Origin of the sequence: Promicromonospora iranensis (genome assembly GCF_028994805.1) — a bacterium.
GTDB classification, from domain to species: Bacteria; Actinomycetota; Actinomycetes; order Actinomycetales; family Cellulomonadaceae; genus Promicromonospora; species Promicromonospora iranensis.
Genome location: NZ_JAJQQP010000002.1, coordinates 366,303 through 381,578 on the forward strand (window position 1 = coordinate 366,303; position 15,276 = coordinate 381,578).

The 15,276-nt window shown below is 71.8% G+C and carries 17 protein-coding genes; 10 read left to right on the forward strand and 7 right to left on the reverse strand.

The annotated features are described in order from the left end of the window. Positions 1–64: 64 nt before the first annotated feature. Positions 65–2,134 (reverse strand): DEAD/DEAH box helicase, encoded by a 2,070-nt coding sequence (locus LUM46_RS04205; protein WP_274992466.1) that lies wholly within the window; start codon positions 2,132–2,134, stop codon positions 65–67. A 343-nt stretch (positions 2,135–2,477) separates the two neighbouring features. On the opposite strand from LUM46_RS04205, the gene clsA reads away from it, so the two are divergent. The 10 genes from clsA (at position 2,478) to LUM46_RS04255 (ending at position 10,122) form a co-directional block, all read left to right on the forward strand. Beyond that, positions 2,478–3,050, forward strand: a complete 573-nt coding sequence (gene clsA / locus LUM46_RS04210; protein ID WP_274992468.1) for a cardiolipin synthase ClsA — start codon at positions 2,478–2,480, stop codon at positions 3,048–3,050. Continuing rightward, complete coding sequence (locus LUM46_RS04215) at positions 3,047–4,015, forward strand: DUF881 domain-containing protein (RefSeq protein WP_274992469.1); 969 nt, start codon at positions 3,047–3,049, stop codon at positions 4,013–4,015. Before clsA ends, LUM46_RS04215 begins: the two co-directional genes overlap by 4 nt. Next, complete coding sequence (locus LUM46_RS04220; RefSeq protein ID WP_274992470.1) at positions 4,012–4,344, forward strand: small basic family protein; 333 nt, start codon at positions 4,012–4,014, stop codon at positions 4,342–4,344. Before LUM46_RS04215 ends, LUM46_RS04220 begins: the two co-directional genes overlap by 4 nt. A gap of 2 nt (positions 4,345–4,346) precedes the next feature. Beyond that, a complete protein-coding gene (locus LUM46_RS04225; protein WP_274992471.1) occupies positions 4,347–5,174 on the forward strand; it encodes a DUF881 domain-containing protein in 828 nt (275 codons plus the stop codon). A 290-nt stretch (positions 5,175–5,464) separates the two neighbouring features. Then, complete coding sequence (locus tag LUM46_RS04230; RefSeq protein WP_116675148.1) at positions 5,465–5,938, forward strand: FHA domain-containing protein; 474 nt, start codon at positions 5,465–5,467, stop codon at positions 5,936–5,938. Then, a complete protein-coding gene (gene ftsR / locus LUM46_RS04235; RefSeq protein ID WP_274992472.1) occupies positions 5,935–6,741 on the forward strand; it encodes a transcriptional regulator FtsR in 807 nt (268 codons plus the stop codon). The genes LUM46_RS04230 and ftsR overlap by 4 nt, the downstream gene beginning before the upstream one ends. Before the next feature lie 190 nt (positions 6,742–6,931). Beyond that, positions 6,932–7,438: a bifunctional nuclease family protein gene (locus tag LUM46_RS04240; RefSeq protein ID WP_274992658.1), complete on the forward strand. Its 507-nt coding sequence runs from the start codon at positions 6,932–6,934 to the stop codon at positions 7,436–7,438. 99 nt (positions 7,439–7,537) lie between these two features. Then, positions 7,538–8,128, forward strand: a complete 591-nt coding sequence (locus LUM46_RS04245) for a MerR family transcriptional regulator (RefSeq protein ID WP_274992473.1) — start codon at positions 7,538–7,540, stop codon at positions 8,126–8,128. Positions 8,129–8,229: 101 nt separating this feature from the next. Beyond that, entirely contained in the window at positions 8,230–8,907 is a 678-nt protein-coding gene (locus LUM46_RS04250; protein WP_274992474.1) for an MBL fold metallo-hydrolase, read from the forward strand. 105 nt (positions 8,908–9,012) lie between these two features. After that, positions 9,013–10,122 carry a mechanosensitive ion channel family protein gene (locus LUM46_RS04255; protein ID WP_274992475.1) on the forward strand — a complete coding sequence of 370 codons (1,110 nt, stop codon included), beginning with the start codon at positions 9,013–9,015 and terminating at the stop codon, positions 10,120–10,122. On the opposite strand, the gene LUM46_RS04260 is transcribed toward LUM46_RS04255, so the two are convergent. The 6 genes from LUM46_RS04260 to LUM46_RS04285 all read right to left on the reverse strand — a co-directional run bounded on the left by LUM46_RS04260 (position 10,097) and on the right by LUM46_RS04285 (position 15,216). Further along, the gene (locus tag LUM46_RS04260) at positions 10,097–11,326 is read right to left on the reverse strand and encodes a phospholipase D-like domain-containing protein (RefSeq protein ID WP_374726992.1); all 1,230 of its coding nucleotides are present in this window, start codon (positions 11,324–11,326) and stop codon (positions 10,097–10,099) included. The two genes, LUM46_RS04255 and LUM46_RS04260, sit on opposite strands and share 26 nt — an antisense overlap. A gap of 122 nt (positions 11,327–11,448) precedes the next feature. Further along, positions 11,449–11,991, reverse strand: a complete 543-nt coding sequence (locus LUM46_RS04265; protein ID WP_274992476.1) for a hypothetical protein — start codon at positions 11,989–11,991, stop codon at positions 11,449–11,451. Beyond that, entirely contained in the window at positions 11,981–12,499 is a 519-nt protein-coding gene (locus LUM46_RS04270) for a pyruvoyl-dependent arginine decarboxylase (protein ID WP_274992477.1), read from the reverse strand. The genes LUM46_RS04265 and LUM46_RS04270 overlap by 11 nt, the downstream gene beginning before the upstream one ends. Then, entirely contained in the window at positions 12,496–14,592 is a 2,097-nt protein-coding gene (locus LUM46_RS04275; protein WP_274992478.1) for a sensor histidine kinase, read from the reverse strand. The genes LUM46_RS04270 and LUM46_RS04275 overlap by 4 nt, the downstream gene beginning before the upstream one ends. Before the next feature lie 85 nt (positions 14,593–14,677). Beyond that, entirely contained in the window at positions 14,678–15,055 is a 378-nt protein-coding gene (locus LUM46_RS04280) for a response regulator (protein WP_274992479.1), read from the reverse strand. After that, a complete protein-coding gene (locus LUM46_RS04285; protein WP_274992480.1) occupies positions 15,052–15,216 on the reverse strand; it encodes a hypothetical protein in 165 nt (54 codons plus the stop codon). The genes LUM46_RS04280 and LUM46_RS04285 overlap by 4 nt, the downstream gene beginning before the upstream one ends. Positions 15,217–15,276 lie beyond the last annotated feature (60 nt).

Here is a 15,276-nt window from a genome sequence, read left to right on the forward strand (position 1 = left end):
TCCATCTCGCCAGAGTTCTGCTTCGCCAGGGTTCTATCTCGCCCTGGTTCTACTTCGAGGGACTTCAGCGGCTGGTGCGCGCGTCCCAGTGGGGCGTGGTGCGGGCACGGGGGCCACGCTCGCCGTCCGGGCGGCGGTGGTCGCCACCGCTCCGGGGTGCGCGGTCGCCACCGGCACGCGCCGCGGGGCCGCGGTCGAGCGTGATGCGCAGCGGCTTGCCGGCCACGCGGGCGCGGGCCAGGCGGTCGAGCGCCTCGTTGTCCAGCGGCGCGATGATGTCGACCAGCGAGAAGCTGCCGAAGATGTCGATCTTGCCGACGTCGGCACCGGTGATGCCACCCTCGCCGGTCAGCGCGCCGACGATCCCGCCCGGCTGCACGCCGTGCGTGTGGCCGACGGCGATGCGGTAGCGCGTGCCCCGGGCCGGACGGCGGATGCCGCGGTCGCCCTCGGACCGGCCACGCGGCGAACGGTCACCCGAACGCTCGTGGCGGTCGCCGTCACGGGAGGTGCGCCGGGCCGCTGCCGACTTGGCCTCGGTCCGCTCGCGCTCGTACTCCTCCTGCTCCGCACGGGCACGGGGGCCGTCGTCCCCGACCGCGAGCGCCGCCATGGCGGCTGCGATCTCGACGGGGTCGGTGCCGCTCTCCTCGGCGTAGGTGCGGATCATCTCGGTGTACATGTCGAGGCGTCCGGCTTCGCGGCGTGCCGCGACCTTGCCGAGTGCGCGCTTGACCTGGTGGGCCGAGACGTCGCGGGGGGAGGGGATCTCCACCTCTTCGAGCGAGGCGCGGATGGTGCGCTCGATGCTGCGGAGCTTGCCGCGCTCGTGGGGGGTGACGAAGGTGAGTGCTTCGCCGGTGCGTCCGGCGCGGCCGGTGCGGCCGATGCGGTGGACGTAGGCCTCGGGCTCGCCGGGGACGTCGAAGTTGACGACGAGTCCGATGCGGTCGACGTCGAGGCCGCGGGCGGCGACGTCGGTGGCGACGAGGACGTCGAGGGCGCCGGAGCGGAGGCGCTCGACGATCTTCTCGCGTTCCTTCTGGGCGACGTCGCCGGAGATGGTGGCGGCGGAGATGCCCTTCTCGATGAGGGCGGAGCCGACGTCTTCTGCGGCGCCGCGGGTGCGGGTGAAGACGATGGCTGCGTCGGCGTCGGAGGTGGCGAGGACGCGGGCGAGGGAGCCGACCTTGTGGCGGAAGGGCACGACGGCGTAGGTCTGGCGCACCGCGGTGACGGTGGAGGCCTGCCGGGTGACGGCGATCTGCACGGGGTCGGTCATGTGGTGGTCGGCGACCTTGCGGATGGCCGGGGGCATGGTCGCGGAGAAGAGGGCGACCTGGCGCTTGGCGGGTGCCTGGCCGAAGATCTCCTCGACGTCCTCGGCGAAGCCCATGCGGAGCATCTCGTCGGCCTCGTCGAGGACGAGGAAGCGGATGTCGTCGAGCTTGAGGGCGCCGCGGTCGAGGTGGTCCTTGATGCGGCCGGGGGTGCCGACGACGACGTGGACGCCGTCGCGCAGGGCGCGCTGCTGGGGGATGTAGGGGGCGCCGCCGTAGACGGGCAGGACGCGGACGTCGTCGAGCTCGGTCGCGAAGGACTCGATGGCGTCGGCGACCTGCATGGCGAGCTCGCGGGTGGGTGCGAGCACGAGAGCCTGCACCTTGCGGAGCTTGGGGTCGACGGCGGCGAGGAGCGGGAGGCCGAACGCGGCGGTCTTGCCGGTGCCGGTCTGGGCGACGCCGGTGATGTCGCGGCCGGAGAGCAGCTCGGGGATGGCGCGGGCCTGGATGGCCGAGGGGGTGACGAAGCCGAGCTTGTTGACCGCGGCCATGAGGGGCGCGGGCAGGTTGAGGCTGGCGAACGTCGGTCCGGTGGGCTCGGGCTCGGCGGGTGCGGCGGCCGGCTCGGGCGTGGCCGCGGCGGCGGGCTCGGCGGCGCGCTCCGGGGTGGTGTCCTCGGTGACTGCCGGGGCGGGCGCCTCGGTGGTCGGGTCCTCGGGGGTGCTGCTCGTCGAGGTGGTGTCCTCGGAGTGGGTGACGGCCTCGGGGGTCGTCTGGTCGCCGGTGTCGGCGATGGCCTGCTCGGTTGCCAGCTCAGCGGGCACGATCAGGTCATGGGTGTCGATAGACATGCAGTGATGCACCGTTCGTCGTCGGAAGGGGAGTCAGGGCCGAGGTGAGGACCCTCGCGTCGCTTGCTCCCGAAACACCTTCCCCGCAACCGAGGCTGCGGGCCTGTCTCGCACGTTGTGTGCACACACGGGATGACGACGAACTCCAAGGGGATGTGTCACCACCCTATCGGCTGTGGGGGCGTTCGGCACAGATGTGGGCGGCGTGACGTGCAGCACGCGGGTGATGTTGTCGGTGGTGAGGGCGTTGCGGAGCGGTCGGACGGCGCGCCAGTGCGGATATGCAACGCCCGCCCCGTAGTATTGCGGCGAGACGAAACCGGCGTGAGCAAGGGCGGTGTGCGTGTCCACTGGGGCGGAGATGAGCTCCCGGGTCCTGACCGTGCCCAACATCATCAGCCTGGTGCGGCTGGCGCTCGTGCCAGTCTTCGCCGTGCTGATCGTCGTGGGCGAGGACGGCTGGGCCCTGCTGGTCCTTGCGGTCTCGGGCGCCACGGACTGGCTCGACGGTGTGCTGGCCCGTCGCCTGAACCAGGTCACCCGGCTGGGGCAGATCCTGGACCCCTTCGCCGACCGGCTCTTCATCTTCGTGACCCTGATCGGTCTGGCGTGGCGCGAGGTGGTGCCGCCGTGGCTGGTCATCGCGATCATCGCGCGTGACGTGCTGCTCGCGCTGACGGTGCCGGTCCTGGCTCGGCTGGGGTACGGCACGCTGAACGTGACGCTGGTCGGCAAGGTCGCGACGTTCGCCCTGCTGTACGCGTTCCCGCTGCTGCTGCTCGCGGAGGTACCCGGCTGGGTCGGGGCCAGCGCGCACGTGGTGGGCTGGGCCTTCACCTGGTGGGGTGTCGGACTGTACTGGCTCGCGGGGCTCCAGTACGTCGCCCAGGTGCGGCGCCTGGCGGCCAGGGCATGACCGCTCCGGGCACCGCGGTGGACCGGACGGCGGGCACGGCAGGGGGTGGGGCGCGTCGTCGCCCGGACGAGTCGATGACGCTGCTGCGCGAGGTCACCGAGCGCCCCCTGGACCCCGGGTACGCGCAGATGGCGCAGCGGCGCGCGGCGGGGGAGACGACATCGCGCCGCAGCGGGGTGAGCGTGGTGGGCCTGCTGCTGGTCGCGCTCCTGCTCGGCGCGGCGACGACCGTCGCGGTGATCGACCTGCGAGCGCCGCAGCCGGTGGTGGCGAAGGGGCGGACGGTGCTGATGGAGCAGATCCAGGAGCGCAGTGGAGAGGTGGAGGCGTTGTCGCAGCGTTCCGCGGTGCTGAGCGCGGAGGTGGACGGTCTGCGGACCGGGGGGTTGCTGCCGTCCGCGCTGCTCGAGATCAACGAGCTGGACCGGTGGGTCAACGGTGCGGTGCCGGTGCGGGGTCCTGGCATGGTGGTGAAGCTGACGGACGGCGCGGGTGGTGGGCTGGTGGAGCCGGGTGACGCGCCGGCGGAGTCGCGGGTGCGGGACGCGGACGTGCAGTTCGTGGTCAACGAGCTGTGGGCGGCGGGTGCGGAGGCGGTGGCGGTGAACGACGAGCGGTTGACGTCGTTGTCGGCGATCCGGAACGCGGGTGACGCGATCCTGGTGGACCTGCAGCCGTTGAACGGGCCGACGTACACGATCGAGGCGGTGGGGGACCCGGAGGACATGCAGGTCGATTTCGCGCGGTCGGCGGGGCTGGGGTTCCTGCAGCTGCTGAGCGCGGAGTACGGCATCGAGAACGAGGTGACCACGAGCGAGGGGATGTACCTGCCGGGTACGGGTTCCCCGACGCTGCGGTACGCGCACGCTCCGCGCTCCGGGGACGCGCACCGGGACGAGCCCACCACGGACGCACCAGCCACACCACCAACCACAGAGGACCGTCCCGAGGAGGACAACGGATGATCGCGATCGTCGGGCTCGTGATCGGGGTGGTCGCCGGCCTGGTGCTGCAGCCGACCGTCCCGCTGATGCTGCAGCCGTACCTGCCGATCGCGGTGGTGGCGGCGCTGGATGCCCTGTTCGGCGGGCTGCGGGCGATGCTCGACGGTGTGTTCGACGACAAGGTCTTCCTGGTGTCGTTCCTGTCGAACGTGGTGGTGGCGGCGTTCATCGTGTTCCTGGGTGACCAGCTCGGCGTCGGCGGGCAGCTGTCGACGGCGGTGGTGGTCGTGCTCGGGATCCGGATCTTCTCGAACGCCGCCTCGATCCGCCGGCACATCTTCAAGGCGTGAGCATGGGCGACGAGCGCGACGGCACCGAGGACCAGACCGAGGACCGTACCGAGAACCGGATCCAGGACCAGATCCAGGACCAGACCGAGTCTGAACCCCGGGAGCCGGAACCGGCGTCGGGCTGGAAGCGCGTGGCACAGCTCCTGCGGCCCCGTGGCACCCGTTCGGAGCTGCTCACCGGCCTGCTGTGCCTGGCGCTGGGGTTCGCCCTGGCGGTCCAGGTGGGGCAGTCGACGGGCGACCAGCTCAGCAGCCTGCGCCAGGACGAGCTGGTGCGGCTCCTGGACGAGGTGACGCAGCGCGCGGAACAGCTCGACGCGGAGGTCGCGAACCTGGAGGAGATCCGGGACGACCTGCGCTCCGAGGACGGGCGCGACCAGGCGGCGCGGGACCTCGCACGGCAGCGTGCCGAGCAGGAGGGCATCCTCTCCGGCAGGCTCCCCGCCCACGGCCCGGGCGTGCAGATCCACGTGGCCGACGGCGACCGGCCGCTGGAGGCGCAGGTCCTGTTCAACCTCCTCGAGGAGCTGCGCAACGCGGGAGCCGAGGCGATCCAGGTCAACGGGGTGCGGCTGGTCACCACCAGCTACTTCATCGACTCGGGCGGCGGCGTCGTGCTCGACGGCGCGGCCATCACGTCCCCGTACGAGTGGACGGCCATCGGCAACCCCGAGACGATCGACCGCGCGCTCGAGATCCCCGGCGGTGCGCTGCCCCGGATCCGGGAAGAGGGCGGCGAGGCGACCACGACGGTCTCCGACCAGGTCAGTGTCGACGCGGTGCGCATCCCGGGCGAACCGGAGCATGCCGAACCGGCCGAGGACGAGTGACCCCTGCCACGTTCGGCCGTGCGCGCGGCCCGATCACGGGCCCATCGGACCGGGCTCCGGACAGAGCTTCGGACAGGGCTGTGGAAACCGGCATGCGGAACCGGCACGACGTGGGTAGTTTTATCCGGGTTGGTTCCCGTCTTTGGTTCCCGCGTCCATCTCGATCGAGGTAGGTTGAGTGGAACCCGGACGCGGTCCCAGCCGTTGTCCCCACGTAGCACCCGCCTCATCGTCACCGCAGTTCACCACCGCAGTCCCCCGAACATCACCATCGCACCCGAGGAGACCTGATGACGGACCCCAGCGCCCATCCGGTCGGGCCCGATACCACGGCCAACCTGGGTCGCATCGCGTTCCCGACCTCCGACGAGCAGGCGCCCCGCACGGCGCTCAGCCCGGAGGAAGCCGCCGCCGTCGCCGCACTGCCGCGACACTCCGCGCTGCTCATCGTGCAGCGCGGGCCAGGGTTCGGCGCACGCTTCCTCCTGGACACCGGCCGCAGCGTCGCCGGCCGCAGCGAGCAGGCCGACATCTTCCTCGACGATGTCACCGTGTCCCGCAAGCACGCCGAGTTCGTGCGCGAGGGCGACTCGTTCGTCGTCCGCGACATCGGCTCCCTGAACGGCACCTACGTCAACCGTGGCCGCATCGACGCCGCCACGCTGGTCACCGGCGACGAGGTGCAGATCGGCAAGTTCCGTCTCACCTTCCACGCCAGCCCGCAGTCGCCGGCGCAGTGGGGCGCGGGGACGCCCGCCCCGTGACCGCCGGCGCCGCACGCGACCATCGTGGGGTCCACGGCGGCACCGACCCACGCCACGACCGCGCCCACGAGCACGCCCACGACGGCGAGCACGGCCAGCCGGACGACGGCTTCGACGCGCCCTGGCCCCGCGGGATCTCCCGCCAGCCCACCATGCGCATCAGCGACGTCCTGCGCGCCCTGGGCCAGGAGTTCCCGTCCGTCTCGCACTCCAAGCTCCGCTTCCTCGAGGAGCAGGGCCTGATCGAGCCGGTGCGCACGCCGTCGGGCTACCGCCAGTACAGCCAGGCCGACGTCGAACGCCTGCGATTCGTCCTCACCGAGCAGCGCGACAGCTACATGCCGCTGAAGGTGATCAAGGAACGCCTCGCCGCGATGGACGCCGACCCGGACTCGGCCGAGCACCCCGCACCCCGCCTGGCCGGCACCGGCTCACCCGCCCGCCGCCGCTGGACCGCGCAGTCCGTGGCCGACGCCGCCGGCGTCACCGAGGAGTTCGTCCAGGACCTCGCCCAGGCAGGCCTCCTGCCCGCGTCGGGCGGCTCGTTCGGCTCGGGAGCCGTCGAGGTCGCCCGCATCGCGGGCGCCCTGGCAGAGTTCGGCATCGAACCCCGCCACCTGCGTTCCTTCCGCACCGCCGCCGACCGGCAGGTCGCACTCGTGGACCAGGTCGTCGCACCCCTGCGCAGCCAGCAGGCCACCGCCGCTCGCGGCCGCGCCGCGAGCATGGCGAGCGACATGGGCGAGCTGTTCACCCGCCTGCACGCCGCCTGGGTCCGCCAGGGCATCGACGACCTCGGCTGAACACCGCCCCACCACACCGGACGCCCTCCCCGCGCGGCGCCCGCGCCACCCGTCCGCGCCTCCGCACGCCCAAAAAATCACCCGCCTTTGCCGCCCGGCGACCAGTTCGTGACCAGGAACTTGTCCCGAGCGCGCGACGAGTGACCACCCGACGCCGTACGGTGAAAGCGTGAGGCCGGACGACGTGCCGATGGTCCCCGTGGAGATCCTCGGCGTTCGACAGCAGCAGCGCGATCAGGAGATCGTGGTGCTGCTGCTCGACAGCGCCGCCGACCTGGCCATCCCGATCGTCATCGGAGCACGTGAGGCCAGCGCCATCGCGATGGCACAGGCGGGCCTGGCCACACCCCGCCCCATGACGCACGACCTGCTGCGCGACGTGCTCGGCGCCGTCGGCGTCACCCTCGAACGGGTCGACATCGTCGCCCTGGAAGGCGGGATCTACTTCGCCGAGCTCATCCTGAGCAACGGCGTGCACCTCGACTCCCGGGCCTCCGACGCGATAGCGCTGGCCGTGCGCACCGGCAGCCCCGTCCTGTGCTCCGCCGAGATCGTCGCCCTGGCCGGTGTCGAGATCGTCGACGTCGACCAGCAGGCCGAGGTCGAGCGGTTCCGCGACTTCCTGGACCACGTCACACCCGAAGACTTCCTCGGGCCCCCCGGCAGCGGCAACCAGGGTGGTGGCCGAACCGGCTGAAAGTGGACGAACTCGCGACACGCCGAGGGTTTCACGGCGCGCATCTTTGAAATCACCTTCGACGCGCCATAGCGTGGCCACGACACCCCAGGAGGCACAGTGAACACCAGCGGTGAGAGAGCCACACGCGCTACGGTCCCGCACGGCGCGCAGGGTCTCCTCTTCGGTGAGGACCTGACGGAGCAGGACGCCACGACGGGCTACCGCGGCACCACGGCCTGCCACATTGCCGGCATCACGTACCGTCAGCTCGACTACTGGGCCCGTACCGGCCTCGTGGAGCCGAGCATCAAGCCGGCCACAGGATCCGGGACGCACCGGTTGTACAGCTTCCGCGACATCCTCGTGCTCAAGGTGGTCAAGCGACTCCTCGACACAGGCGTCTCCCTGCAGCAGATCCGCACCGCCGTGACCGCACTGCGCGAGCGCGGCGTCGACGACCTGGCACAGATCACCCTCATGTCCGACGGCGCGAGCGTGTACGAGTGCACCTCACCCGACGAGGTCGTCGACCTCGTCGCCGGCGGGCAGGGCGTGTTCGGCATCGCCGTCGGGCGGGTCTGGCGCGAGATCGAAGGCACCCTGGCCCAGATGCCCACCGAGACCCTCGACCAGGGCGAGACCGGCGACGTCCCCGTCGTCGAGGGCGACGAGCTCGCCCAACGCCGGGCGGCCCGGTCAGCCGGCTGACCGGACCACCACCACGCTTCACTCAGCCGTCTGGAACGGGGCTGCTCCGCACCCCGACCAGGCGGTCTGCCGTATCCGGGAGGCAAGCGTAACCTGCCAGCATGCAGCTCACCTTCCACGGTCACGCATGCGTCTCCCTCCCGCTGCCCGACGGCGGCGGCACCCTCGTGATCGACCCAGGCACCTTCAGCGACACCGCCGCGGCCCTCACGAGGGCCGCGGCCGTGCTGCTCACGCACGACCACGTCGACCACGTGGACGTCCCCACCCTCGTGGAGCACCTCGACACAGCCCCCGACGTCCACGTGTGGGCCACCGGTCCCGCGGCGGACGCACTGCGCGAGGGCGGCGCGCCCGCCGGGCAGGTGCACGAGGTGGAGTCCGGCCAGGTGCTGGACGTGGCCGGCGCGCGGGTCACGGTCGGTGGTGGCGCCCACGCGCTGATCCACCCGGAGGTGCCGCGAGCGGTGAACGCCACGTACCTGGTGGAAATCGGCGGGGCGAGCGCCTACCACCCCGGCGACTCGTACGTGGCGCCGGCCGCACTGCCCGAGGGCGGCCTGGACGTGCTCCTGGTCCCGGTGTCCGGGCCGTGGATGAAGCTGGCCGAGGCGATCGACTTCGCCCGGTCGGTGCCCGCGAGCGCCGTCGTACCGATCCACGATGCGCTCCTGTCGGAGGTCGGGCACACGCTGACCGGGCGGTGGCTGGACACGGCGCGGCTCGGCGGGGAGTACACCTACGCGCGGCTGTCGCCGGGGGAGTCGCTGGCGGTGTGACGCACGCTCGTCCGCCCCGCCGTCACGGGTGAATCTCACCCGGAACCCGTCCTGTCCGGGATGCGGAGTTTGCGGCATGTGGTGGAGGTGGGCGACGCTGTGCCCGTGGCAGAGGAAGAGATCGAACAGGCAACCAATCTCGCCGTCACGCTGGGGTGGGTGGTCCTTGCGGTCACGGTGGCGTACTTCGCGGTGACTCTGGTCTCGAAGCTCGTGCGGTACGCCGCTCGGAGCCACGACACCGTCCGGGAGATCGCGCTCCGGTTGCGCAATCCGGCGCACGCCACGTTCATGGTCCTCGGGATGTGGATCGCCGTGTGGTCGACCGCGAACCGGGGGGACCACTGGCTGCCCGTGCTGCAGCACGTGGTGCTCGTGTCCGTGATCCTCAGCTCGGCCTGGATGGTCGCCACGATCGCGCTCGTGATCGAGGACCGGGCCCTGCACCGGGTGGGCAGCCGCCTCTCGGGGCGGCACGCTCGCCGGCTGCGTACGCAGATCATGGTCGTGCGCCGCCTGACCATCGGCCTGGTGTCCGTCGTGGCCTGCGCTGCCGTCCTGTTCACGTTCCCCGAGGCGCGGGCAGCGAGCGCCAGCCTGCTGGCCTCGGCGGGGGTGCTCTCCGTGGTGGCGGCGCTGGCGGCGCAGTCGGCGCTGGGGAACGTGTTCGCGGGGCTGCAGATCGCGTTCAGCGACGCGGTGCGGGTCGGTGACGTGGTGGTCGTCGAGGGCGAGTGGGGCACGATCGAGGACATCACCCTGGCCTACGTGGTGGTGGGGATCTGGGACGAGCGCAAGCTGATCCTGCCGTGCACGTACTTCACGTCGACGCCGTACGAGAACTGGACGCGGCAGTCCTCGGAGGTGCTGGGCACCATCGAGATCGACGTCGACTTCCGGGTGCCGCTGGACGCCATGCGGGCGGAGCTGCGGCGGCTCGTGACCGAGTCCCCGTTGTGGGACGGGCGCGTGGTGAACCTGCAGGTCACCTCGGCGGTGTCGGGGGTGGTGCGGGCCCGGGCGCTGGTCAGTGGCGCGGACAGCTCGGCGCTGTGGGACCTGCGGTGCCTGGTGCGTGAAGGGCTGGTGACCTGGTTGCAGCGGGAGGCGCCGGACGCCCTGCCTCGGACACGGTGGGAGGACGGCGCGAGCGGTGCGTTGGTGCGGGGCTCTGCCGACGCCGCGGCGGCTAGAGCAGGGGCCGGAGCGGGATGATGAGGGACTCGGCGATCTTGGCGAGGGTGCCGCGTTCCTCCCACTGGGCGAGGGTGAGCTCCTGCGCGTTGGACAGGTCCATGGCGAAGATGTCCTCCATGCGGCCGGCCAGCCCGGGGTCGACGATCTCGAGGTTGATCTCGTAGTTGCCGGTGAGGCTGAGCCGGTCGATGTTGGCGGTGCCGATGGTGGTCCAGCGGCGGTCGATGGTGGCGGTCTTGGCGTGCACCATGGCGCCCTGGTACAGGAAGATCCGCACGCCGCCGCGCAGCAGGGACGCGTACTGGCCGCGGGCGAGCCAGTCGGCGACCACGTGGTTGGAGCGGTGCGGTACCAGGACGCGGACGTCGACGCCGCGGGAGGCGGCGGCCAGCAGCCCGGCGTGGATGTCGTGGTCGGGGATGAAGTAGGCCTGTGTGATGTAGACGTGGCTGATGGCCCGGTCGATGGCGTCGAGGTAGATCCCGCGGATGGGGAACACGAGCTCGGACGGCGCGTTGCGGGCGGCCTTGAGGTGGGGCAGCCAGGTACCGGAGCCGGCGTCGGCCAGGATGGGGTGGCGCTGCTTGCGGTGCCGGTTCCAGAAGTCGACGAAGGCGTTGCGCAGCTCCCACGCGGAGGGCCCTTGGAGGCGCACGTGGGTGTCGCGCCAGTGGGTGGCGTAGAGCGAGCCGATGTTGTAACCGCCGACGAACCCGGTCTCGTCGTCGACCACGAGGATCTTGCGGTGGTCACGGCCCGACGTGCGCACGTTGAGGTACGCCCACCCGGGGCGCAGCACCGGGAAGCGCAGCACGTGCACGGCGGGCGGGAAGCGGAAGAACGAGTACGGGACGACGAGGTTGGCGAAGCCGTCGACGATGACGTAGACGTCCACGCCGCGTGCGGCGGCGTCGATCAGCGCCTGCTTGAACCGCTGCCCCATCGCGTCGTTCTTCCAGATGTACGACTCCAGCATCACGGTCTTGCGGGCGCCCGCGATGGCCTCGAGCATCGCCTCGAACAGGTCGGCACCGTAGGTGTAGACGGTGGTGGCGGTCTGGTCGATGTGCTCGGTGAGCGGCTTCTCCGTGGGGAAGTCCGACGTGAGCGGGTGCAGGCGCCGTCGGATCTTGTCCGTGACGGTGAGTGCGATCGCTGCCCCGACGGGCACGGCGGCGGCGATGATCGCGGCCCGGGTCGTGAGCGTGCGGGCACGTTGCATGAAGCCGGAGGGGATGTCCAGCGTGAGCTTGGGAAGGTTGCGAGGGACCTTGCGAGACGCCACGCGCTCACGGTACCCGGTCTCACGCCCAGGTTCGCGGAACCCGGCCGCGACCGGCCGTGTCAGTGGAACGTCGTCGCGTAGTAGGTCTGCTGGTCCACGCTCTCGACCGTCACGTCCCGGGTCCGCTCGAGATGGCGGCGCAGGTTGTCGGCGAACCGCAGGGAGTCGTCGTTGAACCGGGAGACGTCGTAGGCGCACACCACCCGGTGCTCGGCGAGGTGGGCGACCAGGGCGTCGAGCATGTCCATGAAGGTCCGCGTGGAGCGGCGGCCGGGGTGCGCGAGCGTGAACCCGATGTACCAGACCGCTCCCCGCGCAGCCTGCTCGGGATACCGCGCGGCGAAGAACTCCGGGCTGACCCACGGCACCGCGGCGAGGTCCGTCGCGAGCGTGGTCAGCCCGACCGCCGCACCCCGCTCGTCACGAGCGAGGATCTTGGTCACGCGGTCGTCGGCCATCTCCGCGTCGAACTCCTCACGGAGCAGCACGTGCCGGGCGGCCGCGCGGGTGCGCAGCGGTGCGAAGGCCTCGAGGTAGAGCTCCCAGAAGTGCTCGGCCACGTCGCCGTCCACGGTCGACTCGAAGGTGATGTCAGCGGCCACCGCCGGCCTCCTCCCGGCCCGCGTGCCATCCCGCACGGCGGAAGGTCGCCACGACCACCGCGCAGACGGGCAGCGTGGTGCAGGTGATGCCCGTGACCAGCCGGCCCGCCGGCTGGTACGTCCCGCCACGCGTCGCCGACAGGTCCTCCAGGCTGTGCGTGAGGTCCGTGGAGACCTGCTCGCGCGAGGGGCCCTCGTGCTCGACGAAGAGGCCGGCGCCGCTGTGGTCGTCCCGGAGCGACCAGGCGACGCCGGCCCAGGCCTCGTGCCCCGGCAGCACCGCGTGCTCCCGGGCATAGACGCAGTACAGGACGTCACCGTGCTCGCCACGGAGCTGCTCCCGGCCGTCGACCTCGAGCACCCGGCTGCCGGGCGGGACGATCGAGCTCAGGCGGACGAGGTTGAAGTCGCTGACGCCTGCGGCGGCCAGCGCGGCGTCGAACGCGGCGAGCGTGGTCCGACCGGTTCCGGTGCCGGCACTCACCCGGATCGTCAGGGGATCGGTCATGGGGTCCTCACTGGTCGGAGCTGTCCGCTGGGGCGCGGAGGGACACGGGGGAGCGTGAAGCGAAAGCTCGATCCCTGGTCCTCGCCCTCGCTGATGGCCCACAGGCGGCCACCGTGCCGTTCGACGATGCTGCGTGCGATGGCCAGGCCGAGACCGGTGCCACCGCGTTCGCGGGTGTCGGAGGCGTCGACCTGCACGAAGCGGTGGAACACGGCGTCGAGCTTGTCGGGTGGGATGCCGCGGCCCTCGTCGTCGACGCGCAGCTCGACCAGGTCGCCGGCGGGCAGCGCCGACACGCGGACGGAGCTGCCGTGCGGTGAGAACCGCACGGCGTTGCCCAGGAGGTTCGTCAGCGTCTGCACGATGCGTTCGCCGTCCGCCCGGACGATCTCGGGGGTGGTGTCGGGCCGGAGGCGGACCCCGGCCTTGTTCGCCTGGACGGAGACCTGTTCGACGGCGGCGGCCACCAGGTCGTCGACGCGGTGCTCTTCAAGGTCGAAGTGGGTGGTGCTGGCGTTCAGGCGCTCGGTGTCGAGGATGTCGTCGACGAGCCGGCCGAGCCGTTCGCTGCTGGTCAGTGCGATGTGGACCATGTGGGCCGCCTGCTCGGGGCGGCTGTCGAGGGCTTTGCTCTCCAGGAGGCCGAGTGCGCCGCGGATGGCCGTCAGGGGTGTGCGCAGCTCGTGGCTCACCACGGACACGAACTCGTCCTTGATGCGCTCCATCTCGCGCCGCTCGGTGACGTCGCGGAACGCGACGACCGCACCGCGGATCCCGCCGTCGTCACGCAGCGGGCTGGCGGTGACCTCGACGGGTACGTCGGTGCCGTCGAGGCACCGGTAGACGTCCTGCTCGGCCGTGGCCGTGGTCCCGTCCCGGAGGGCCTCGGTGACGTAGCAGTTCTCCACCGGGTGCGGGGTGCCGTCCTCGGCCGGGGCGTGGAACGTGGCGTGCGCCTCGTGTCCGACGAGGTCGGTCGCGGAGGCGCGGAGCGTGTGGGCGGCGGCCGCGTTGATGAAGGTCACCCGGCCCTGGGCGTCGACCCCGTAGATCCCGTCGGCCACGGACTCCAGGGTCCGTTCGCGTTCACTCGCCAGGGAGCGCAGCTGGGCGGTGCGCTCCAGCACGCGCTGCTCGAGCCCGTAGCGCAGCGACTCGTTGTCCAGGACGACGAGGATCTGGCGGCAGACGACCGCGACGAGCACGGCGACCCACAGGGCGTTCGCCACCCAGGGCAGCCCCTGGTCGGACTGGGCGACGCGTACCAGGGCGGCGGCCAGGAACAGGCAGAACGTCACGACCGTGCGGAGCACGGGTGTGCCGGCTCCGGACCGGGCGGTGGCCGGTCCGCCGGATGCCGCGGGGTGACGGGCGGCGAGCGCGATGGCGACGTAGCCGCCGACCCAGCCGGCGTCGAGGGGGCTGCCGAAGGTGAAGCCGTCCGACGCGGCCAGGAGCGCGAAGGCCACGTCGGAGACGGCGTACAGGACGAAGCCGCCACCGACGAGCACGAGCGGTGTGCGCTCGGCGGCGTTCGAGCGGGTCATGACGAGCACCGCAAGGGTGGCGAGCAGGGCGTCGACCAGTGGGAGGGCGTAGGCGGTGGGGTCGAGCTGCGGGTGCGACCCTTCCTCCAGGGCGAGGGCGAAGAGCGCGATGTACAGGACGGACCCGCCGACCACGAGGCTGTCGAGCAGCATGCGGACCAGCTCCTGGCCGCGTGGGCGGACGGCCGGGAAGAGCGAGAGGCCGACGACGCCGAGCAGGAGGGCGGCGATGTAGGCGGCGTCGCCTGTCTCGGGGTCGCGGACGAGCCCTGCGTAGATATTGCCGGCCAGCCCGACGACCCCACCGAGGCAGAGGATTCCCCACGCCCGTCTGCGGCGGCCCGCCGATCGGGCGGCGCGCCACCCGCAGCTGATCGCCGCGACGACGCCTGCCGCGGCGATCGCGGTCATCGAGATCGTCTCGCGGGTGGTCTGGTCGAACGGGCCAGCCAGGACCAGGGCGAGGGTGGCGACGGCGACGCCGGCTACCCAGGACCAGCGCAGGAAGCTGTTCCTCGACCGCTCGGCAGCGCTCTGCGACCCCATGTCCCTCAAGGTATGGCACCGTCGTTGGCCTCGCCGTTCGGGCAGGTGGGGCCGTTCGGGCGGGTCGGGCGGGTCGGGCCGGGGGTCAGCGGCGCCAGCCGAGAAGGCCGGCGATCTCGTCGGGCAGCGCGAGCGGGTCGAACGGCTTGGCGAGCACGCCGGCGACGGGCAGGTCCTCGTACCGGCGCCGTTCCGCCGGCTGCACCTTGGCGGTCAGCAGGATCACGGGGATGCTGCGGGTGCGCGGGTCGTCCTGGAGCCTCGTGAACGTGGTCGGTCCGTCCATCGCGGGCATCATCACGTCCAGGAGGACGGCGTCCGGCGGGTCCGCGCGGCACAGTGCGATCGCCTGGGCGCCGTCGGTGGCGACGTCCACGGTCCACTCGGTGACCGCTTCCAGGCCGATGCGGATGACGTCCCGGATCGCCTCTTCGTCGTCCACCACGAGCAGGCGGCGGCTCATCGGGCCGTTCCCGGTCTGGCCGTGTCGAGCAGCTCCGTCTTGAGCAGCTCCGTGCCGAGCAGCACCAGCATGCGCCGACCCACCTCCTCGCCGTCGGGCCGAGCCCTCCGCGCCGCGTGGCACCGGGTGCCGCCGGGACGAGGGCTGCCGCCTCCGTTCATGGTGCCACGCCCGGGATCGTCACGGCCCGACGACAGGCGGTGCAGGGCATTCGTGCATAC

Coding starts and splice junctions, on each gene's coding strand:
- LUM46_RS04240 (WP_274992658.1), top strand. CDS start 6,932: ATGGTCCCCGTGGAGATCCTCGGCGTTCGACAGCAGCAGCGCGATCAG.
- LUM46_RS04205 (WP_274992466.1), bottom strand. CDS start 2,134: ATGTCTATCGACACCCATGACCTGATCGTGCCCGCTGAGCTGGCAACC.
- LUM46_RS04285 (WP_274992480.1), bottom strand. CDS start 15,216: ATGAACGGAGGCGGCAGCCCTCGTCCCGGCGGCACCCGGTGCCACGCG.
- LUM46_RS04270 (WP_274992477.1), bottom strand. CDS start 12,499: ATGACCGATCCCCTGACGATCCGGGTGAGTGCCGGCACCGGAACCGGT.
- LUM46_RS04215 (WP_274992469.1), top strand. CDS start 3,047: ATGACCGCTCCGGGCACCGCGGTGGACCGGACGGCGGGCACGGCAGGG.
- LUM46_RS04250 (WP_274992474.1), top strand. CDS start 8,230: ATGCAGCTCACCTTCCACGGTCACGCATGCGTCTCCCTCCCGCTGCCC.
- LUM46_RS04230 (WP_116675148.1), top strand. CDS start 5,465: ATGACGGACCCCAGCGCCCATCCGGTCGGGCCCGATACCACGGCCAAC.
- LUM46_RS04260 (WP_374726992.1), bottom strand. CDS start 11,326: ATGCAACGTGCCCGCACGCTCACGACCCGGGCCGCGATCATCGCCGCC.
- LUM46_RS04275 (WP_274992478.1), bottom strand. CDS start 14,592: ATGGGGTCGCAGAGCGCTGCCGAGCGGTCGAGGAACAGCTTCCTGCGC.
- LUM46_RS04280 (WP_274992479.1), bottom strand. CDS start 15,055: ATGAGCCGCCGCCTGCTCGTGGTGGACGACGAAGAGGCGATCCGGGAC.
- LUM46_RS04220 (WP_274992470.1), top strand. CDS start 4,012: ATGATCGCGATCGTCGGGCTCGTGATCGGGGTGGTCGCCGGCCTGGTG.
- LUM46_RS04225 (WP_274992471.1), top strand. CDS start 4,347: ATGGGCGACGAGCGCGACGGCACCGAGGACCAGACCGAGGACCGTACC.